Annotated in this window: 19 protein-coding genes; 7 read left to right on the forward strand and 12 right to left on the reverse strand. The window is 38.8% G+C overall.

What is annotated here, in order from left to right; all coding sequences use genetic code 11:
• The first annotated feature begins 52 nt into the window (after nt 1-52).
• Genes WHS63_RS01010 through WHS63_RS01020 form a run of 3 tightly spaced genes read left to right on the forward strand, consistent with a single transcriptional unit; the run spans nt 53 to nt 2,579 of the window.
• The gene (locus WHS63_RS01010; RefSeq protein WP_445203505.1) at nt 53-850 is read left to right on the forward strand and encodes a peptidylprolyl isomerase; all 798 of its coding nucleotides are present in this window, start codon (nt 53-55) and stop codon (nt 848-850) included.
• Between the two features lie 8 nt (nt 851-858).
• On the forward strand, nt 859-1,878 hold the full coding sequence (pheS, locus tag WHS63_RS01015) for a phenylalanine--tRNA ligase subunit alpha (protein ID WP_445203506.1): 1,020 nt from the start codon (nt 859-861) through the stop codon (nt 1,876-1,878).
• A 2-nt stretch (nt 1,879-1,880) separates the two neighbouring features.
• Nucleotides 1,881-2,579, forward strand: coding sequence for a Crp/Fnr family transcriptional regulator (locus tag WHS63_RS01020; protein WP_445203507.1), 699 nt, complete (start codon nt 1,881-1,883; stop codon nt 2,577-2,579).
• Here WHS63_RS01020 and ruvB read toward each other — a convergent pair.
• Nucleotides 2,576-3,574: a Holliday junction branch migration DNA helicase RuvB gene (gene ruvB, locus WHS63_RS01025; protein ID WP_445203508.1), complete on the reverse strand. Its 999-nt coding sequence runs from the start codon at nt 3,572-3,574 to the stop codon at nt 2,576-2,578. The two genes, WHS63_RS01020 and ruvB, sit on opposite strands and share 4 nt — an antisense overlap.
• Nucleotides 3,574-4,557, reverse strand: coding sequence for a quinolinate synthase NadA (gene nadA, locus WHS63_RS01030; protein ID WP_445203509.1), 984 nt, complete (start codon nt 4,555-4,557; stop codon nt 3,574-3,576). Before nadA ends, ruvB begins: the two co-directional genes overlap by 1 nt.
• Nucleotides 4,558-5,002: 445 nt before the next feature.
• Between nadA and WHS63_RS01035 the strand changes: the two genes are divergently transcribed.
• A complete protein-coding gene (locus WHS63_RS01035) occupies nt 5,003-6,100 on the forward strand; it encodes a BamA/TamA family outer membrane protein (RefSeq protein WP_445203510.1) in 1,098 nt (365 codons plus the stop codon).
• A 53-nt stretch (nt 6,101-6,153) separates the two neighbouring features.
• Here the strand turns inward: WHS63_RS01035 and WHS63_RS01040 are convergent, their stop codons facing one another.
• The gene (locus tag WHS63_RS01040; RefSeq protein WP_445203511.1) at nt 6,154-7,542 is read right to left on the reverse strand and encodes an aminopeptidase P family protein; all 1,389 of its coding nucleotides are present in this window, start codon (nt 7,540-7,542) and stop codon (nt 6,154-6,156) included.
• Between the two features lie 193 nt (nt 7,543-7,735).
• Here WHS63_RS01040 and WHS63_RS01045 point away from each other — a divergent pair, with 193 nt between their 5' ends.
• On the forward strand, nt 7,736-8,464 hold the full coding sequence (locus WHS63_RS01045) for a sulfotransferase family 2 domain-containing protein (protein WP_445203512.1): 729 nt from the start codon (nt 7,736-7,738) through the stop codon (nt 8,462-8,464).
• Nucleotides 8,465-8,470: 6 nt separating this feature from the next.
• Entirely contained in the window at nt 8,471-8,869 is a 399-nt protein-coding gene (locus WHS63_RS01050; RefSeq protein ID WP_445203513.1) for a VanZ family protein, read from the forward strand.
• Between the two features lie 58 nt (nt 8,870-8,927).
• On the opposite strand, the gene WHS63_RS01055 is transcribed toward WHS63_RS01050, so the two are convergent.
• Both WHS63_RS01055 and gldA read right to left on the reverse strand, forming a co-directional pair.
• A complete protein-coding gene (locus WHS63_RS01055) occupies nt 8,928-9,812 on the reverse strand; it encodes a hypothetical protein (protein WP_445198230.1) in 885 nt (294 codons plus the stop codon).
• A 30-nt stretch (nt 9,813-9,842) separates the two neighbouring features.
• Nucleotides 9,843-10,772, reverse strand: coding sequence for a gliding motility-associated ABC transporter ATP-binding subunit GldA (gldA, locus tag WHS63_RS01060; RefSeq protein WP_445203514.1), 930 nt, complete (start codon nt 10,770-10,772; stop codon nt 9,843-9,845).
• Nucleotides 10,773-10,998: 226 nt separating this feature from the next.
• Here gldA and WHS63_RS01065 point away from each other — a divergent pair, with 226 nt between their 5' ends.
• Nucleotides 10,999-12,216 (forward strand): serpin family protein, encoded by a 1,218-nt coding sequence (locus WHS63_RS01065; protein WP_445203515.1) that lies wholly within the window; start codon nt 10,999-11,001, stop codon nt 12,214-12,216.
• Between the two features lie 325 nt (nt 12,217-12,541).
• Here WHS63_RS01065 and WHS63_RS01070 read toward each other — a convergent pair whose 3' ends face one another.
• The 7 genes from WHS63_RS01070 to WHS63_RS01100 all read right to left on the reverse strand — a co-directional run bounded on the left by WHS63_RS01070 (nt 12,542) and on the right by WHS63_RS01100 (nt 21,828).
• Nucleotides 12,542-12,898, reverse strand: coding sequence for a HepT-like ribonuclease domain-containing protein (locus WHS63_RS01070; RefSeq protein WP_445203516.1), 357 nt, complete (start codon nt 12,896-12,898; stop codon nt 12,542-12,544).
• 1 nt (nt 12,899) lies between these two features.
• Nucleotides 12,900-13,187, reverse strand: coding sequence for a nucleotidyltransferase family protein (locus WHS63_RS01075; RefSeq protein ID WP_445203517.1), 288 nt, complete (start codon nt 13,185-13,187; stop codon nt 12,900-12,902).
• A gap of 298 nt (nt 13,188-13,485) precedes the next feature.
• Complete coding sequence (locus WHS63_RS01080) at nt 13,486-14,202, reverse strand: M48 family metallopeptidase (protein WP_445203518.1); 717 nt, start codon at nt 14,200-14,202, stop codon at nt 13,486-13,488.
• Nucleotides 14,202-17,375, reverse strand: coding sequence for a type I restriction endonuclease subunit R (locus tag WHS63_RS01085; RefSeq protein WP_445203519.1), 3,174 nt, complete (start codon nt 17,373-17,375; stop codon nt 14,202-14,204). Before WHS63_RS01085 ends, WHS63_RS01080 begins: the two co-directional genes overlap by 1 nt.
• Nucleotides 17,356-18,003 (reverse strand): transposase, encoded by a 648-nt coding sequence (locus WHS63_RS01090; RefSeq protein WP_445203520.1) that lies wholly within the window; start codon nt 18,001-18,003, stop codon nt 17,356-17,358. Before WHS63_RS01090 ends, WHS63_RS01085 begins: the two co-directional genes overlap by 20 nt.
• A gap of 36 nt (nt 18,004-18,039) precedes the next feature.
• Nucleotides 18,040-19,251, reverse strand: coding sequence for a restriction endonuclease subunit S (locus WHS63_RS01095; protein WP_445203521.1), 1,212 nt, complete (start codon nt 19,249-19,251; stop codon nt 18,040-18,042).
• A 30-nt stretch (nt 19,252-19,281) separates the two neighbouring features.
• Entirely contained in the window at nt 19,282-21,828 is a 2,547-nt protein-coding gene (locus WHS63_RS01100; RefSeq protein ID WP_445203522.1) for a type I restriction-modification system subunit M, read from the reverse strand.
• Nucleotides 21,829-21,898: the final 70 nt, after the last annotated feature.

The raw sequence follows: 21,898 nt of genomic DNA on the forward strand, positions 1-21,898 counted from the left end.
ATAATTTTTGGTATTTTTGCACAAGTAACTATGAAAGATAAAAGTTAATTCTATGAAAATTAGAACTTTAGTTTTACTCGGTCTGGTATCAATGCTATCGTGCACTACGAAGTACAACGATAACAATAGATATGTTAAAATTTCAACTGATGAAGGAGACATAGTTGTTAAACTATATAATGAAACGCCTAAGCATACAGAAAATTTTATCAAACTGACCGAAGATAATTTTTTCGATGGACTTATTTTCCACAGAGTAATAAAAGACTTTGTGGTTCAGGGCGGTGATCCTGAAACTAAGAATGCAGAGCCAGGAAAACTATATGGCGAAAAGGATGCCGGGTATTTAATTGATGCAGAAATTTTTGATACAATTTTCCATAAGCGTGGAGTAATTGCAATGGCAAGGGAAGGCGATGATGTGAACCCAGAAAAAAAATCTTCATCATCACAGTTCTACCTTGTTGTTGGAAAGGTATTTACTGACGAAGAACTTAATAAGCTTGAAGACAAGCTAAACAAAAAATTAAGGGAGAAAACAGAAAAGAAGCTTTACGATAGCCTGTTAGGTAGCCAAAGCAACTTAAACCCAAAATTTCTTAATGAAGTAACACAAAAGGTTTCTATCTTAGCGGACTCTATTATGAAGGTTAAACATATCAAGTTTAATGAAAATCAGCGTAAAATTTATACTACTGTAGGAGGCATACCACACCTAGATGGTAACTATACTGTTTTTGGAGAAATTGTGGAAGGATACGATGTGGTTGAAAAAATTTCGCAGGTTCAAACCGATTCCAACGATAGACCTTTAAAAGATATTAAGTTCAAAGTTCGTATTGTAAAATAGTTGGTAAAATGGAGGAAAGAATTAAACAGATAAGGGAGACATTTTCGACATTAGATCCTAAAGACCTACAAAGTGTTGAAAAAATTAGAGTTGAGTATCTAGGAAGGAATGGTTATCTGACAAAACTATTTGATGACTTTAAAAATATTCCAAACGAAAAGAAGAAGGAAGTTGGTAAAATACTTAACCAACTCAAATCTGAAATAACCGATAAAATTGAAACCTGGAAAAATACATTTTCCGAATCAACAAAACCAAAAGGAACTAATTTAGATCTTTCGCTTGAGGAGTATCCATACGAATTTGGAACCCGACATCCAATTTCACTAGTTAAGAATGAACTAGTTGAAATTTTTAAATATTTGGGTTTTACTGTTTACGAGGGTCCAGAAATTGAGGATGATTGGCATGTATTTTCGGCCTTAAACTTTCCCGAGGAACATCCTGCCAGGGACATGCAGGATACTTTCTTTATTGAAAAAAAGCCAGATATCCTTTTGCGAACACATACATCTTCGGTTCAAGTTAGGAGCATGGAAAATGAAAAGTTGCCAATCAGGGTAATTTGCCCAGGCAGAGTATTCAGAAATGAGGCAATTTCAGCAAGAGCTCATTGTATTTTTCATCAAATTGAGGGACTTTACATTGATAAAGATGTTTCATTTGCTGATTTGAAGCAAACACTTCTTTACTTTGCAAAAGAGATGTTTGGTTCGGAAACAAAAATCAGGCTTAGACCTTCATACTTTCCTTTTACAGAACCTTCGGCTGAAATGGATGTTAGCTGTAAGCTTTGTGGTGGAAAAGGTTGCTCGGTTTGTAAATATACTGGCTGGTTAGAGGTTTTAGGATGTGGAATGGTTGATCCAAATGTACTTGAACTTAACGGTATTGATAGTAAAATTTATTCAGGTTTTGCATTTGGTATGGGACTTGAACGTATAGCAATGCTTAAATATCAGGTTCGCGATTTGCGTCTTTACTTTGAGAATGATGTTCGTTTCTTAAAACAGTTCAAGAATTACTGAAAATGCTAAAAGACGGAAATTCAAATACTTGTATCAGTTCAAGTTTTTCAATTTTTAAATCGCTTAATAGCGAGGAACTTGAACTATTGAATGCAAACTTAAAATGTAACACCTACCGTAAAGGTGAAATAATTTATAGAGAAGGAAGCAGGATTACGGGTATATACTGCGTTAAAAAAGGTATTTTAAAAATTTACAAAACAGGGATTGATTCAAAGCCTCAAATTGTTGCATTTGCAATAAAGGGTGATATTACAGGTTACAGATCGGTTTTGAGTAACGAAATGGCTTGTACAACAGCTGAAATTATTGAAGAAGCAGAAATTTGTTTTATTCCATCGGAAATTATCTTTAACTTAATTAAAACAAATAGCGATTTTGCTCTCTCTTTAATACAGCTTACATGTAGGGAATTGGATCAGGCAAATATATTTATAAAAGATATAGCACAAAAAACTGTTAAACAGCGTCTTGCCGAAATTTTACTGATGCTGGAAAATACTTTCAAACTAGACGAAGAGGGCTATATAGCAGTAAATCTGACTAGAGAAGATTTATCGAGTATAGTAGGTACAGCTACCGAATCGGTAATTCGTATCCTGGGCGAATTTAAAAACGAGGGTTTGATAGCAATAAAAGGGAAAAAAATTAAGATAAACGATAAGAAAAAGATGAATCTGATATCGGATTCTATTTTTTAGAAGAGTTTACCTTGCTCAGGGAATTTTATTTTATTTAAATGCTTATAGGCTAAATCGGTTACTTCGCGGCCACGTGGTGTTCTTTTTAAAAATCCTTCCTGTATCAGGAATGGTTCATAAACCTCTTCAATGGTACCAGCATCTTCACCAACTGCAGTTGCAATTGTATTTAAACCAACCGGACCACCCTTAAACTTTTCAATAATGGTTAGTATTATTTTATTGTCCATCTCATCGAGCCCTCTGGAATCGATTTTTAAAGCATTTAAAGCTTCATTTGCTATTTCAATATCTATATAACCATTACCAATTACCTGAGCAAAATCACGTACTCTGCGCAATAGTGCATTAGCAATTCTTGGTGTTCCCCTACTCCGCATTGCTATTTCAACGGCTGCATCATCTCTTATATCAATTTTAAGAATAGAGGCCGATCGTTTTACTATCCCTGCTAAAATATCAACAGTATAGTACTCAAGAAGAAATTTTATTCCAAAGCGAGCCCTAAGAGGACTTGTTAGTAATCCACTGCGGGTTGTTGCTCCGATTAAAGTGAAAGGATTTAATTCTATTTGAATTGACCTTGCGCTTGGACCTTTATCTATAATAATATCAATCTTGTAATCTTCCATTGCTGAATATAGGTATTCTTCAACAACAGGACTTAACCTATGAATTTCATCAATGAAAAGAATATCGTGTGGTTCAAGGTTTGTAAGTAAACCAGCTAAATCGCCAGGTTTTTCGAGTACTGGTCCGGAAGTAGTTTTAATAGAAACACCTAACTCATTGGCAATTATGTTTGCTAAAGTAGTTTTTCCTAATCCGGGAGGACCATGCAATAGAACATGATCCAGTGCTTCATTTCTTAACTTAGCAGCTTTTACAAAGATTTTAAGGTTCTTTACAATATCATTCTGTCCGTTGAATTGGTTAAACTCAACAGGACGAATTTGCTTTTCAAATTCTTTATCTATTATAATTTTACTGTCCATTACCTTATAGCAATCATTCTTTCAATAGGTAGTCTGGCTTTGGTAATAATTTCAGAATTTAACTCAATAACCGGATATTCATATTTAAGACTTAAATATAGCTTTTTTAAGGTTATCATCTTCATATAAATACAGTCGTTACATGCACATGTAGAATCGTCAGGAGGTACAGGTATAAAATCTTTTTCTGGCGAAAACTTTTTCATTTGGTGTATTACACCATATTCAGTTGCGACTAGATATGAAGTAGAAGAATCATTTATAGTAAAATCAATGAGTTGAGAAGTAGAACCAATATAATCGGCCATTATTAAAACAGTTTTCTGGCATTCCGGATGGGCAATTATTTTAGCATTTGGGTTCTTTTTCTTTAGCTCAATTAGTCTCTCCAATGAAAACCTCTGATGAACATGACAAAAACCATCCCAAATAAGCATATTTTCACGCTTCAACTTATTTTTTAAGTAGTTGCCTAGATTTCTGTCGGGTGCGAATATTATAGGTTTTTCCTTTGGAATAGATTCAATAACTTTCTCGGCATTTGAAGAAGTACAACATATATCGGAAAGAGTTTTTATATCAGCATTTGTATTTACATAGGTTATAACTATGTGGTCAGGATATTTTTCTTTGAATGACTTGAAATCATCATAATTACATGAATCGGCAAGGCTGCAGCCTGCATTCATATCAGGTAAAACAATTTTTGCATCAGGTAGCAAAATTTTGGTTGTTTCGCCCATAAATTTGACTCCAGCAAAAATTATTAGTTTCGACTTCAAGGTAGTGGCCTTTACAGCTAGAGCAAGACTGTCACCTACAAAATCAGCAATATCCTGAATTTCGGGGCTTTGGTAGTAATGCGCAAGAATCACAGCATTTTTCTCAACCTTTAAACGGTTGATTTCATTTACAAGATTGATACCCGAATCGATAGGTTCATCGATATATCCCAACTTATCAACAGATTCTTTATTTATCATTAATTCTTTTTTTAAAAATTTAAAAGATTAAAAAAAAAGATGATGATATTAAGCTGTTAGCTCGGTTCATAATTTTATTGAAAAGGGTGTTGCAAAATTGGTTATTAAATGGATTAAAACAAACTATTAACATCATAAAATTTATAAGTCATTGTAATACAGGATAAATTTATACTTATTAACAGCTGTTATCAAGGTCATATGTTAATAAAATTAGGGGAAGGTAATCTGTTAGCTGAGGTTGAAAATACCTTAATAATTTGGTTAAACAAATTCATAGTAACCTATGGTTGGTTGGAAAAAAATATTATATGTAGGTTTAGTGAAACAAGTCAAGGGTTAAGTTTAAAAAAATATTAACAGGTATTGAACCAAATACTCACATCAAGCTAAATATGCATGGTTGGTTTTGTTTATATTTGAAGTGGAATCAAAAAGGTTTGTAATGAAATCAAATTGCCTGGGCATGTTTGTATTTATGGCCATTGGCCTTATTTGCGGACATTCTGGTTGGGGTAGCAACACGGATACGCTATGCGTAGACAAGAAAAGTAATGATAGTAATTACTTTGTAGTAGTACCCGTTGCATTTTATGGAGAAGAGACAAACTGGGGCGGTGGATTATCGGGTGGATACTACTTTAGATGTAGGGATAATAAGGTATCGAGCGTTCAGGGGACTGCCGTTTATACCCTTAAGAATCAGGCAAGTTTATGGATATCGCCTAGAATATATACCACTGATAGAGAACACTACTATTCGGGTCATATAAGGGTAAACCATTTCCCAAACAAATTTTGGGGAGTTGGAAGGAACACACCCGACACCCTGGAGGAAAAGTATGTTTCCGATGATTACTCGGTTCTTATCCAACATCAAAGAATACTTTTTGGTGTAATAATGGCTGGTGTTCAAGGTCAACTTAATTACTACAGAACTGGAGACTACCCCGGCGACCGCTTGCTGGCAAACGGCATATCTGGAGTAAACGAAAGGTTAACAACGGGTTTGGGTGTCCTTTTAACCTGGGAAAACAGGGAGAACCTTTACTACCCATCGTTTGGTGAGTTCTATAAAGCCTCGCTAATGGTTTACAGTAAGATATTTGGTAGCGAGTTGAACTTTACAAAGCTAACCATCGATTTAAGAAACTACTACAATATTTACGACGATCATGTATTTGCCCTTCAATTCCTAGCCGATATGACCTGGGGGAAAGTTCCTTTTCAGCTAATGCCAATGATTGGGGGAGCTGATGTTATGCGAGGTTACTACCAGGGCCGATACCGCGACAACGCAATGGCTTGCCTACAGGGTGAATATAGATTTCCGATATATAAATGGCTTAAAGGGACTATTTTTGGTGGCTTAGGCGATGTTGCACCTTACTTTGACAAGTTAGATATAAGCAAAAGCAAGTTAACCTACGGAGCTGGAATAAGAGTTAGGGTAAACCCTATAAAGGTAAACCTTAGGTTTGATGCGGCCTATAGCGATAGGAAAGAAATGGCTTACTACTTTACGGTAACTGAAGCATTTTAATAAAAAAACCCATCGGGTTTGGTCCGATGGGCTAGTGGTTACAAAGTTCAGTATCAATGCTTCATCAATGCTTCAATTTCTTCAACTGTAACCGGAATGCGCTTTCCAAGAATCCGGGAGCCATTATCGGTAATAAGAATATCGTCCTCTATTCTAATGCCACCAAAACCAATATATTCCTCAACCTTGGCATAGTTTATAAATGATTCATTAATCTTTTCCGACTTCCATTTTTGGATTAAGGCAGGAATAAAGTAGATACCAGGCTCAACCGTTAAAACAAATCCTTTTTGCAAGCGACGGCCCAACCTTAGGTAGGCTATACCAAACTGGTCGGCGCGGGTGATTTCATCGTCGTAGCCAACGTAGTTTTCGCCAAGATCCTCCATATCGTGAACATCGAGGCCCATCATGTGCCCAAGTCCATGAGGAAAGAAGAGGGCGTGTGCGCCATTGGCAACTGCATCATCGGGATTACCCTTCATTAAGCCGAGTTTAGTAAGACCTTCGGCAATTACACGCGCTGCAGCCTTATGAACATCCATATAGGGTATTCCGGGCTTGGAAATTTCGATGGCCTTGTTATTTGCAGCAAGAACAATGTTGTATATCTCTTTCTGTTTTTCGGTGAATTTACCATCAACCGGTATGGTTCTGGTAAAATCGGAAGCGTAATGGCTGCTAATTTCTGCTCCGCTATCGACCAATAACAGGCGACCCGAAGTAAGCATTTGGGAATGGTCGTGGTTATGAAGGGTTTCGCCATTCTGTGACAGAATGATTGGGAACGAAGGCATGTATCCTTGAGCAATTGCAACACCCTCAATAGCCCCAGTAATTGCCTGTTCGCTGATTCCGGGCTTGGCCATACGCATGGCGGTTACGTGCATCTGGTAACCTACCTCGCATGCTTTTTCAATCTCGGCAATTTCAACATCTTCCTTAACTGAACGAAGGCTTACAATGGCTTTAATCAGTTCAACGGATGAATAGTTTTTAATTACCGATTGGTTGATTCCTAGCAGCTGTTCAAGCAGTAAAACATTATCGGCGCGGTAAGGGGGAAGGAAATGGATTCGGCGTCCGTGTTTAATGGCGCGGCTTAAGGTAGAGTAAAGCTCCTTGAACGGGTGAGTTGAAAGGATACCAACCTTTTCGCCCAACTCCTTCAGGGTTGGCTGGGGGCCCATCCAAATAATATCATCGATGTCGAAATCGTTGCCGTATAAACAATCTTTTCCGTCTTCAATATCAATAACACCCACTAAACCCGGAATGTCGAGGCCAAAGAAATAGAGAAAATTACTATCCTGACGGAAACGGTAGGTGTTTGACTTATAATTCATTGGGCTTTCGGTATTCCCAAGGATAATCACCAGACCTGATTTAATTTTTTTCCGTAGCTTTAATCGGCGTTCTACGTAAACTTGCTTTTCGAACATAGCTGTTGATTTTTTATGGTTGCTGTAAATGTAAGCACCAAAACCCTATTTAACAAGAGTAAAAATCAATATAGTGTTAAAGGGTTTGGCGTATATTGCAAATCTACATAAAGTAAAAGCAAAAAACAGTATATTCGGAAATTGTAGTTTAACCAACAATCATAACTGCCTGTTGATAAGAAGAGTAAGATAAATGATAGTTTCGCATAGGCATAGGTTTATTTTCATTAAATCGGCCAAAACTGCCAGTACAAGCGTTGAGCTAATGCTAAGCAAAATATGTGGTCCCGATGATATTTTAACGCCCCTGGCCCCTTTTGATGAGCGATTCGACGCCGATTACTACGAATACCAACCCAGAAATTGCGAGGGATTTCAGAACCATATGTCGGCAATTGCAATTAAAAACAAGGTTGGCGAAGAGGTTTGGAATCAATACCTTAAGATTACCATTGTCCGAAATCCTTGGGATATGGTTGTTTCACGTTATTACTGGGAAAAGGCTCGCTTGTGGCCCAGTATCGGGAAAAATGTTGCTAACATTTTGAGAGAACCCTTTGCCATAGTAAGGTATAAAAGGTTACTACACAGGATAAAATTGATTTTTGTGCTATCATCGTTTAGCAATTTCATACGATACTTTGATAAAACCTGGACCAACTCAAGGTTTTACTTTGATGAGGAAGGGAAGCCAATTTGCGATGTTTACCTTAGGTTCCAAAATCTTAACAAAGGCATAAATGACCTCGAAAAAATGCTAGGGATACAGCTGGGAGACCTGCCGCGCCTAAAAAGTAAGCCCCGAAAAGACAAAAAACACTATAGCCAGCACTTTAACCAACAACAAAAGGAAAGAGTTGAGAAACTCTTTAAACACGAAATTGAAGTTTTTGGTTATACCTTTGAGCAAGTAAACCAGTAGAGTAAAATGTTAGCAAAAACCTATCGGCTCATTGTAAAGTATAAGAATTCATTGATGTGGGCGCTGGTAATTCTTATCCTCTGCGGAATGCCACCAAGCGGTTTGCCCACCATTAAAATACCCGGCATTGATAAAATGGTTCATTTTGGATTATTTGCCGTATTTGCCCTTTTGCTTATCTCAGAAATGAACTACCAGAGGGTTCAGCTCACGGTTAAAAATCGGCATAAATGGGTGGGTTTTATTGTAGCCTCGGTTTACGGTGGGTTGATAGAGTTGACACAGCTATACCTTTTTACGTCGCGCGGGGCAGAGTGGGCCGATTTTTTTGCGGATATACTTGGTGCTGCAGTTGCTGTTCTGGTTTATCCTTATATCAATAAGACCCTAAAAGGGTATATTTAGAAATCGGTAAACGAAAAAAGCGCCCTTTGGGGCGCTTTAAGTATTTGTTGGACGCTTATTACTTTAGAACCAATTCGGTATAACCAATCATGTAGCCATCCATGTAAAGGGTGATTTTGTAGGTGCCCTTAGCCAGCTCGCCGCTACTGTCGAAGAAAATACACATATCGACATCCTTATTCTGGTAATCAACCTCACGGTTAGCCGAGAACACAATCTTTTCGCCCTCAAAATCGAAAAGGTCGGTTTCCGATTTTGCAAGGACAAAATCGTCGGGGCCTACAACGCGCATGTAAACATAGCGTGAGCCTGGTTTGGCAATAGCATTCTCATTAAGAGTAAAGCAGGTTTTAATTTTAGCCGTACGGCTAGCGCGGGAAGTTTCGCTTCCTCTTCTATTGAGAGCAACTGCTGTTACATTGCGTGCTTTAACTACGGAACCCTTTGCCACCTGGGTATTTAGCTCCTCGGTGCGCTGCTCAAGCTCCTTAACGGTTTTTTTAGCCGTGGCTGCCTCTTCCTTCACCTTAATATTCTCAGCAATAAGTTGCTGGTTAAGGGTATTCAATGAGTCTATTTCGCGAACCATGTTCTTCATGATAGCCCTAAGCGTTCCGAGTTCCTTTTGGTACTCCTTGATTTTTGCGTAGCTCACGCGCTTGAGGTTTTGAAGCTCCGAGTAAAGTTTTTGGGCCCTCTCCTGCTCCATTTGAAGCTTGCGGTTCAATGAATCGTTGTCGGTTTCCAAATCCTTGTAGTCGTTCATAAGGTTAAGCAGGTTGTTGCTAAGCGAATCCTTTTCGGCAAGCAACATGGTTTCGGTTTCCTTTGCCTCCTTTTTTTGCTGGTAGTAAACGTACGAAAGGCCGGCAATTACAACTAGCAGAATGACAATAAGTACCGATAGGAACGATACTGCTTTTGAAGATTTTGTGCTTTCCATATCTTGTTTTTTTCGTTTGGGTTACTATTGTTAACGTTTATTTGGCTCGGTTAGTGTAAGGCTTTGAAAAACATCCTCCAAGTTAAGCACTTTTTGCTGAAGTGTTAACAGGGTAAGATTGTTGTTCTTGGCAAAGTTAAATATTGTTGGCCTAATATCGGCATTTGATGACGATGATACCAGAAAGGTGGTTGCAGTTAGTTGATTTACGTTTGAAACATTCTCGATACTCTGAAGAAGTTCAACTGATGGCGCTTCCAGGAATTCCACAACAACGTTTTGGACCGACGATGAGGTAAGCGCTTTTATCTCCGAAGCAGGTCCATCGGCAACAATGCTACCCTTGTTGATAATGATTATTCGCCCGCATATTGCTTCCACCTCCTGCATGATATGGGTTGAAAGGATTACGGTTTTATTTTGACCCACCGTGGCAATCAGATTTCGAATTTCAACAATCTGGTTGGGGTCAAGGCCGCTGGTGGGCTCATCGAGGATTAAAACCGATGGGTTGTGAATAAGGGCCTGGGCCAAGCCCACCCTCTGACGGTAACCCTTTGAAAGGCTGCCAATCTTTTTATTTTGCTCGTATCCTATACCGGTAATATCAATAATCTCCAAAACACGTTTTCGGGCATTTTTACCCAAACGGTAAATTCCCGCAACCCACAAAAGGTATTCCTTAACGTACATATCGGTATAGAGCGGGTTGTGTTCTGGCAGGTAACCAATATCGCGGCGGAAATCGTAGGCAGGCGAGTTGATGTCAACACCGTTAACAAGTGCAGAGCCGCTATCGGGTGTAAGGTAGCCGGTGATAATTTTCATTAAGGTTGATTTGCCCGCACCATTTGGCCCCAAAAGGCCAACAACCTGCCCCTGTGGAACCTGAAAGGTAACGCTGTTTAAAGCCACCTGCTTGCCAAACTGCTTGGTGATACTGTTTACTGTAATTGACATCAGCAATGTTGATTATTACTCAAAGTTGTTTCCATAAGGCTTTTGGCCAAGTTGAGCGCAGCGAATATCACATTCATGGTAATAAAAGCAATATCCTTCGCATTACTCAGGACGCAATTAGGTTAAAAAGTGCCGTTAACCAAGCCATCTTACCTTATTGAATACAAACATAGTAAAATTGCAGGAAAAGAAAATTGTAAAAAATGTTTAAAATTATGAACTTAGCATGATATTTGAACCTTACGCTGTAGCCATGGTTAACCCTAAAACTATCGATATGAAAAAGTTTTCGTCGTTCATAATTGCAGTGCTAGCAGGCACTGTAACCCATGCACAAAGTGCATCAGAATCAATAAATACTTTTGCGTTTGACCTGTACAGGGGCCTAAAGGTTGGAGGTAACGAAAACCTGGTTTACTCACCGTTCAGCATTACACCCGCATTTGGAATGGTTACACTTGGAGCCAGGGGCGAAACACTTAACCAGCTGAACGCTACCTTTCATTTTGGCAATAGCCCAAAGTTTCACCAGGCGGTTGGTAAGCTTCAGCAAAGTGTAATTAAGTCGTCGTCGGCTGACATTACCATAAATGTTGCCAATAAGGCATGGTTGCAAACCGATTACAAGATACTTAAAAGGTATAGGTGCGACCTGAAGGGCAACTATAAAACAAGCCTGTATAAGGTTGATTTTATTAATGAACCCGAGGCCGCCCGTAAAACTATCAACCTGGCCGTGGAGTACGATACCAAGCAACATATCAAGGATTTGCTACCACAGGGGAGCATTAGCAATTTAACACGACTTGTGCTTACCAATGCGGTTTACTTTAAGGGTAAGTGGAAGGAACCCTTTGAACCTGAAAAGACCAAGGAGCGCGACTTTACCCTGGCCGATGGCTCAAAAACCAAGCATCAGTTTATGAGCGCCGACAAAACCTTTGGTTACCTCAAAGGAACCGACTTTGCTGCCCTGGAAATGGACTATAAGGGCGAGGAACTATCGATGCTGGTAATACTGCCCAACGAGGGAAAACCGCTGAGTGAATTTGAGAAAGCATTTACCATTGAAAAGTATAACGAGGTGGTAAAGGCAATAGAACCCCAAAAAACCCTGGTGTTTATTCCGCGGTTCACCGTTGAGAGCGGCTTCTCAATGAAGAAAGTACTTGGCGAGATGGGTTTAACCATACCCTTTAGCGACGATGCCGATTTTTCCGGAATATCGGGAAACAAGGATTTAAAGATAAGCGATGCTTACCATAAAGCCTTTATAGAGGTATCGGAAGAAGGCACAACCGCAGCAGCGGCTACTGCCGTAGTGGTGGCCATGAAATCGATGCCCAACTTCAACGTTTTTGATGCCAACAGGCCATTCATGTTTATCTTAAGGCATAAACCAACCAATACCATTCTGTTTATTGGAAGGGTGGCAAAACCATAATGCTAACTGAATAGTTTTGTAAAGTTCGCACGTGTCAAAGTAAGACAAGTGCGAAACGTTTTTAGCGGTTTACTTCAGTTTTTGATGCGACATTCGCCACTCCGCCTGTTAGCCTTAATTGAATATAGAAAAAATCCCCTTGTTTATTCACGGCCAAAAAAACCTTTTTATGTCTGACTGAAGCGTAGTGTTTCACAAGCGCTCTCCCCCAGCCCTGCTATTACACGCGTCCACAGACGAGTGCTAACAAGGGTATAGTTAGTAAAAGAGAATAATCATGCAAGTGGAATTCGCCCAAATAAAACAAGTTGTTATGCATTAAGTTTTATTTTCTGGATTCCTCCAAAATTATTTGATCAATGAGTAATTTGTTTTCAGGAAGGTAATTGGTAGCAATATCCCAAATGATTTCATAATCAATTCCGAAATATTCATGCGATACCTTATTCCTCAAATAATACATCTCTCGCCAAGGTATTTTTGGGTATTTTTCTTTAACGAAATCGGGAAGATTTTTGGAAGCTTCTCCAATTATTTCAAAGTTTCTAATTACTGCGTCAATGGTTTTATAATCTCGCTTAAAAGAGATAAAATCCATACCTGCAATATATTCTGAAATTCTAGAAATTGATAGTTGGATATCTTCAAGATACATTATGTATGTGCGTTTGCCCTTGTCCACACTATACGTAATTTACTTTGTTAAGAATATCCTCTTTTAATCTATCGCGAAGAGCGTTTTTGGTGACTAAATCTATCTTTCGGCCAAAAATTTGTTCTAAGTAAATTTCTAATGAGAAGAATTTCCAGCCTATGGGTTTTTCTAGTTCAATAAGTAAATCAATATCGCTATCATCTCTAGCGTTGTCAGATGCAAAGGAACCGAATAAACCAATTTCTTTTACAGAGTATTCCCTCTTCAAGAATGGTTTCAACTCTCTTAACTTATTTAGTATATCGTCCCTATTCAACATATTGCAAATATACGAATCACAAGATTCAAATCAATAAGTGTAAACGATTTCTTACATGCGGCACAACAGCAGAGTACTCTCCCCAACATTGCTTGCACGCGTCCACAGAGGCGCGCTAACAAGTGGGTTTTATTTATTAGTGTAACCGTTACAATTTTGGTCCACAGTGTCTGTATACCATTGTGGTTGTTGAGTTTACGTTTTTATGTTGTGTTAGTCTGTGCTTGGGCTATCCGCAAGGGCGGGGCATATTTTGCGGCTTGAAAATGTGCTTGCTTTTAGAGAGGGCTTTATTTTAGTAACTCCAATCAGCATGACTTACGGGTTGTTTATTTAATTCAGTTTTTAACTGTCTCCAGTTCGGCAAATGAAGGTCCATATAATATTGAAATCTCTCGTTATGGTGTCTTTCCAATAGATGTACCATTTCATGAACGATAATGTATTCCAAGCAATGTTCGGGTTTCTTTGCCAATTCAAGGTTAAGCCATATTCGCTTTTTTTCAATATTGCACGAACCCCATTTGGTTTTCATTTGCTTTACTTGCCAGTCATCTACTTTTACATTCAATATTTTCTCCCATTTCTCAATCATTGTTGGGATTTGTTTTTTGAGTTCGATACGATACCATTCAGTCAGAATTTCGTGCCGTTTTTCTGTAGGGGTATCAGGCTTGATGTGTAATTCAATAAACTTCTTATTCTTCAATACAACTTTCTGTCTTTTATCAGTTTCGACAATTTGGAGTAAATATCGTCTGCCTTTAAAATAGTGGCTTTCCCTTTGTTTATATTCTCTTGGTGTAATGCGTTCCTGAGTCTCAAATTTACGCTGATGTCGTTTAATCCAACCGAGTTTTGAAATGACATAAAGCCTTATGGCATCTTCAGTTATGTTTAAGGGTGCAGCAATTCGAACTCTGCCTTTAGGTGGGTATACAGCAAGATGTATGTTTTTGATGTCTTTACGAACAACATCAATTGTGATATCGCTTATCGTAATCTGATCCATCAGTAATCAAGTTGATTTTTAACCAATTCAAAAATGCGATGCACCTCATTTTCATCTGCAATACCGTGAGCTTTTAACACTTCTGCAATAGCAACTCTTACAGCTTTTGATTTTTGAAAATTATCTCGCCAGCCGTCCTTCTTAGTAGCAAGAATCTTATTATCCAGCTCATTTGCTAAGTTTTCATTTCTGCCCATATTGTCAAATAGTGCTCTTTTTGCTGCAGTGTTAATGGTGGCAGGGTAGTTGGTTGTAGTATTTTGCTTTTTAATTTTTGCTGATAGATCTGCGATTTCCTTTAAATACTTTTCATATTCCATGGTTTCTTCTTTTCTCTTTTTTATGAGTTCATCCAGAAGTTTACTCATTTTCTCATAATACATTGGGTTAGTTGGACTTTCCTCAATGATAACTTTACGTAAGTTATTTTCTATTGCTTCGGCCATTGCTTCGGGATTCCCAGAAATACTTTCAGGGATCTTTCCATAGGGAACTGCAGGTTCATTAACTAGCAGTTCCACCAAACTAAGGTCATTAAAATTACCAAGTACTCTACTATCTTCAGCCCCAATATAACTATCAATAAGGTAACGCATGGCAGAATCGTAGGGCTTTAAGTCGATATAGTCACCACTTGCTAACTGAATTTCCTTGCGTATGTTTTCAAAATATTTTATATCGGTTTTTATTTCATCTATTTCTTTTACGGAGTAACCAGCTTCTTGCATTTCATCTGCAATATTGGCATAGGCACGTATGAGTGCGTTGGTGTGTTTATAGAGAGCGACCCGTTTAGGTTCTGTGTCTTTCAATAAATCTGGATTTTGGGTATTATCGCCACAGAAGTAGTGTATATATTCCAACGTACCCTTAGGAAGCTGAACGGGTTCAACCAATGCTTTAATTGCTTCCAGAGCCTCGTCAAGCCGCTCTTTACCTTTTTGCAAACGCGATTTCAATAACCCATCTATATCGCTTTTTTCGTAACCACTAAATGCTTCAGCAGTGTAATCGTGATATGCCTTTTCTAGACTTTTAAATAAGTCCATGTAATCAACAATATATCCATACTCCTTATCTTCTCCATCTAAACGGTTAACACGACATACTGCCTGAAAAAGTCCATGGTCCCTGAGTTTTTTGTCTATATACAGATAGGTGGCACTCGGAGCATCAAAACCTGTAAGCAGTTTGTTCACCACAATTAATAGTTTCATTTGAGCTGGTTCTTCCACAAACTTCTTTTTTACATCCCGTTCAAACTCCTCTACCTTTTTTAATGCTTCTTCTGGCGGTTCATGGAAATACTCCGACAACATTTTTTGATAAATTTCAAAACGCTGTAATTTTTCGGTATAATTGTCTCCTTCGCCTTTAATATCATTAATATTTGGAACAAAGGAGGTAACAATAGCACATTTTTTTAAACCTGCACTTTGAAAGAGTTCATAATAACGGCAAGCATTGTAGATACTGTCGGAAACCAAGAGTGCGTTGCCTCTGCCATTTTGTAATCGTTCTTTACGTTCCATGTCCAGCATAATATCCATTACTATTTTTTCAAGTCTTGATTTACTGCTGAACACCTTTTTTATTGTTCCCCAACGCTGTTTCAGTTCGGCTTTAGCAAAGTCAGTCAGTCCTTTGGTTTTGAGTTCAAACCATTCGTCAATTTTATCAGGCGAGGTAATGTTTTGTTCAATGTCACGGGCTTCGTAGCGTAAATCCAACACTACTTTATCGGCTACGGCTTCATTGAATTTGTAGGTGTGGATGTATTTGCCAAAAACCTCTATACTTGTCTGTTTATCGCTTTTTAATAATGGCGTTCCGGTGAAACCGATAAATAAAGCATTGGGCAGAAATTCCTTCATGGCCTTGTGAAGCTTACCCGATTGGGTGCGGTGGCATTCGTCCACAAAAACATAAATATCACCTTTAGCTTTAAAATCAGTAGGAATACTACTGCGAAGTTCCTGTATGTATTTTTCTATATCGGCATCGGTAGTTTCGTCGGTTTTATCTTTTCCGCCAAATTTGTGAATAAGGGAACACATCAGCCATGGAGTGGTATCGTTTAGCCGTTCCAATAAATCCCTTCCGCTTTTTGTTCGGTATATGTCCTCCTCAACACCTTTGTATACCTTTTCTATTTGATCGTCTAGTTCCTCACGGTCGGTAATGATAAGCACCCGTGCATTGGGGTTAAACCCTCTTATCCATTTGGACAGCCACACCATGGTTAAGCTCTTGCCGCTTCCCTGCGTGTGCCAGATGATACCACCTTCGTTTTGTTTGATAAAATGCTGTGCTGATTTTACTCCAAAATATTGATTATGACGGCATAGTTTTTTAATACCTCGATCAAAGACTACAAAGTCATGTATGAACTCCAAAAAACGTTCTTTATTTAAGAGTTCAATGATGTTTTTATCCAAAAGATACTGATATCCTGCTGTTTTTTCACGAATAGGTTTGTTAATAGCTAATAAGTGCGGAAAATCCCGAGATGTATCTTCGGAAACTTCTTTCCATTTCAAAAAGTATTTCTCTTTGGTTTCGATGGTTCCATAAGCCAATCCTTCAATATCGTTTCCAGCCATTACATATTGAATGGTGCTGAAAAACGATTTGATGAAAATATGTTTTTGGTTATCAATGTTTTGGCGTATACCTTCTGAAATGGCAACCGTGCTGCGTTTGAGTTCCAAAACGCCCAAGGCTATACCATTTACATACAGCACAATGTCGGGGCGTTTTTTGTATTGGCCATTTATGGTAGCTTCTTCGGCAATGGCAAAATGGTTTGCAAGCGGATTTTTCCAGTCAACAAGCCATACAGTTTGTTTGTTCTCGCCTGCACTGGGTTGCACTGTCACACCATAGCGAAGCAGGGTGTATACCTGTTTATTGACATCGTAGAGCGATTTGCTCTGGTCGCCTGCGGCTTTGGTAAATTCGTAAATGGCTTTGTCGGTCAGATTTTCGTCATAGCGTTGCAGCAGCCATTTACGTAGCAATTCTTCTTCGATGTTGCTGTTGTCTTCCCGTTCTTCCCAATTGCCAAGGTATTCATAACCCAATTCATCGGTGAAAATTTTAATAACCCTATTTTGGGTTTCGCGTTCTGTTTGGCCTACGTTGAACATGGTTTTATTTGTAAAATTTATCATTTTCCCAATTTAATGGATTTGATATGATGTAATAGCTGATGCGTTCATATTCTGCATCGTTGCGAATAATATGGTCATGGAAACGTGGTTGCCAACCATTGGGTAACCCTAAACGATTGGCGTGTTTGGTTACCGCCGATTTGTATGCCCCTACAATGGACGAAATGGTATTTTTCCCCTGGTTTTGAAACCGTTTTTGGGCAATGGTTTGTTCCCATTGTTGCGTTGATTGGGTTGATTGGGGTTGTTGGGATCGTTGGGGTTGTTGGGATTGTAGAGACAAGGCATGCCTTGTCTCTACGTTATCGTTATCGTTATCGTTGTTGTCGTTGTCGATATCAATATCGTTATTGTTATTGTTATTCAAAATTATAATACCGTGAATATGATTTGGCATGACCACAAATGCACCCAATTCTAGGTTGGCGAAATGGTGCGGAATTTCGTGCCATAACACATCGGCTAGCACGCCCATGGGCGAAAGGTGCATGGTGCCATTATGTATTTCTCCGAAAATATGTTCGCGGTTTTTGGTGCAGATGGTAATAAAATAGGCACCTGCCCATCCATAATGCCACCAGGCAGCACGGGCCGAAGGGATGCGATATGTGTTTTTGTATTTATCCATTTTTTGCTTGTTGATAAGACAATGCATGCATTGTCTTTACGGGTTTACCAATCGTATTTTCCCCGTCAGCAACACCTGCATCATGCCCTGCTTTATCATTTTGTATTTCTCCAATTGTTTTTCCAATGCCTCAATTTCATTGTCCATATCGGAAAGTATTTGGGCAATGCGGGTTTGTTCAGTTTTACTAGGAACAAATATTTCAAAATCTTTAAAAACTGGAAGGCGTAATGAGTCAACTGTGTTTTTAGCTGTGAATTTATAAGCATGATTCTTAAAGTTCAATTGGAACCAAAGGTAAATATACTTCCCAATTACGTTATCTCTAAAATTATTTAATATATATACTCTCTGATGAACCTCAAATTTACCATCGATATAATGAAAAACCTCTCCTATGTTACCATCTCCAGGAATTAAAATTGCTTCACAATCGTAAGAAAAAGTGTCTATTCGTTCAATTATGGAAGAACGAACAAAGAACGGATATTCGCCATCAGAATTTTTATCTTCATTATTTTTTGAACCTGTTTTGATATCAGCCACCTCCCCCAACTTCTTCACCTCCCACCCCTCTTTGGGTTTCAGCAACTCCTGCATAGCACCTTGTTTGATGAGGCGTTTTTTGGCAATGAGTTGTTCGAGTTTTTCTATTAGGGCATCGGTATCGCTTAACACCGTGGCAATGGCGGTTTGCTCGGCTTTGGTGGGGGGAGAAATAATCTTAATATTGCCAATTGCAGTTGTATCTAGAAACGGCTGGGCAGCACCAACAAACCATGCTTTTTGTTGTTTTGCAACATAAGTCGATTGTAGAGCATGTAATAGGAAGTCCTTTGAATATACTTTCTTAATTCTTATTCTGGGAGCGTTATAGGAATGAGGTAGTCCTATCCAATCTTTTTTAGGAATAAATGATGCGCCGGCTGAAGCACCTGTTCCTGCAAAAAGAATATCATCTTCATTAATTTTATAACGCATGATTTCACTGGTCGGAGCTACAAATACAGGGTTATCTTCAAAAAAGTCGTTGATTCTAATTAATCTAATTCCGTTAGCTAAAACATACTTAATATATTGAGAACCTGCACCACGCTTTACTTCCCCGTAATCTGTAACTTTGAGAACATCCCAATCACTTGGAATAAGCCCAACTTCAGTCTGTTTAAATCCCTTCATTGTCTGCACCTCTGATTTTTGTGATTTATTTGATTGCTCTGATTTTATCTTCAAATTTTCTTTAATCATAGTAAATCATTTAATCATATTAATCAGTGGTCATGACCATTTGTAGCCCATTTTCTGCAAATGCCCTTCTACTTTGGCGGTGAGTTCGGCAACTTCGCTGTTTAGTTTTGGCAGCGGGTTTTCGTAGCGGTCTGCCAGTTCTTTAATGCGTTGCGTTAATCGGTGGCTAATGTTGTCCATTTCGGTGCGAATGCGTTTTTCAATTTCAGCCATCCATTTCTTTTCTACCACAAGGGTTTTTATTTCGTCAATGGTAAGCGTTGGGTATTTAGCAATGACTTTATTTTCAAGTTCGGCTTTGGCCTTTTTTATTTTTGCCTGGATTTCAGCTTCTTCATCCATCAATTTTTTGTATTGCATCAGCATATCGTATTCCTCTTGGTATTCTTGAGGAGACGCTGCATGCAGCGTCTTTACATCTTTTATGGCTTTTGACAGATTAGCTTTGCTTATGTTGCCTTTGTCATCAATAGCATTGGCAAGTAAGCCCTCTTCGCCGCCATGTTCATCTCGCACTTCTTCCATTTGAGCGTTCAGTGCTTCTATTTGGTCTTCCAGTTCTTCTATGGCTTTTTGCTCTTTGGCAAAATATTCCTGAATTATGAGAGAAGGCGGAATGAGTCTTCCTTCCAGTCCTTCAAGCCCTGCAACTTGTTTGACTATTTCCTTATCGCCCTTTTTGGTTTTCTTTTCAATTCGTATTACTTCATTACCTGCAGTCCAACCATCTGCGGCAATTTCGTAAAAATCATCCTGCATGGTTTCTGCCCAGTAATCCATTAAATGCTGATACATGGCGTATTTATCAATAAGCGACAAGGCATTTTGGTATAGGTCGTTTTGAGACAGGGCGTTTAGGGATAAATCATTTTGAGACAAGGCATGCCTTGTCTGTACAGCAGAGGAGTAATGTTTCAGCAGGTTTTCGGAAATGATTTTGATTTCCTGTTTTGGTTTGATGCTCTTATCTAATTTCTTGGTGTAATGTACAGTTTCATTTTTCCAATGCTCAAACACTTGTTCCATCTGCTTCCCAAATGCAGTAAACTCGGGGTGATGGTAAATGGTGTTTTTTATTTCATCTCTGGAGATAATTAATTCATAGTAATTAGGCCTCTGTTCAATGGGTTTAAACAATGCTGCTTTCAGTGAAGGGTAGACATTCCAGTATTGTTCCAATGCATCGATATCTCTTTTGGGAATGCCTCCAAGTAAATGGGCCTCTATGTCCTGAATATCCTCTTCTTCCTGGCTGTCGATATAGCGTGGAATATTGAGGTTGTAATCATTTTTGGGGTCGGCTATTTCTGTAATAGGGACAAGACGAGAATATTTAGGAATTTCTAATTGGTTGATGAAGGTATCAATAATTTTATGAATATCCTGCTCACGAAGGCGGTTTTTATTGCCATCTTTCATAAAGCCCCTGCTTGCATCAACCATAAAAATATTGGTTCGTTTATCGGCATCTTCTTTATCAAGCACAATTAAACAGGCGGCAATGCCAGTTCCATAAAAGAGGTTAGGCGGTAAACCAACAATGGCTTTTATGTAACCCCTCTTAATAATCTGCTTACGAATTTCACCCTCGGCATTACCCCTAAACAGGACACCAAGGGGCATTACAATACAGCCCTTGCCTTTTGATTTAAGGGATTTAAGCAGGTGTAAAAGAAACGCATAATCACCATTTTTTTTAGGAGGAAGTGCATCGTAGCCTTCAAATCGTTTATAAATATCATTTTGAGGGTCTAAACCGTTCATCCATGATTTATAACTAAAAGGAGGATTTGCTACTGCATAATCAAATTGTTTAAGCTCTCCTGTTTTCTCATCGGTAAACTTAGGTGAAGCAAGCGTATTCCCCAGTGCTATTTCGGCATCGGGAAATCCATGAAGCCACATATTCATCACAGCCAGGGCACGGGTAGCATTATCGTTTTCCTGACCGTAAATGGTAATGCCATGCGTTGCTTGGTCGGCTGCTTTTAACAGTAAGGAGCCCGATCCGCAGGTTGGGTCATAAATGGTTTCGCTCTGGCTTTTTGATTTGCTGATGCCGATAAGCTCAGCCATAACACGAGAAACTTCAGAAGGGGTGTAGAATTGGCCTTTGCTTTTTCCACTCTCGGTGGCGAAATGACGCATGAGATATTCATACGCATCACCCAAGAGGTCATCACCATCGGCACGGTTACTCGAAAAATCTAATTCTGGTTTATTGAAAATATTCAAAAGATTGGTAAGTCGGTCAACCTTATCCTTTCCGGTTCCCAGCTTGGCGTCGTCATTAAAATCTGCTTCTGTAATAATACCAGAAAGGTTGTTGTTTTTTGCAAACTCACCAATGATTTTGTTGATCTGGTCACCAATATCTGATTTACCCCTGTATTGGAGCATATCATAAAAGGTGGTTCCTGGTTTTAATTCTACCACAGGATCCTTCTTATCGGAAACATACTTCATGAACAGCAACACCAATACATAATCCTTGTATTGGCTTGCGTCCATGCTGCCTCTCAGTTCGTCGCAACTTGCCCAAAGTGAGCTGTAAAGTTCAGATTTTTTGATCGCCATTTATTTTGTCTTATGCTGTTGTTACACAATTTATTTTCATGTTAGCAAAGATAGTTTTTCTAAGGCCTAA

It is taken from the genome of Tenuifilum sp. (genome assembly GCF_037481895.1).
Lineage (GTDB): Bacteria > Bacteroidota > Bacteroidia > Bacteroidales > Tenuifilaceae > Tenuifilum > Tenuifilum osseticum.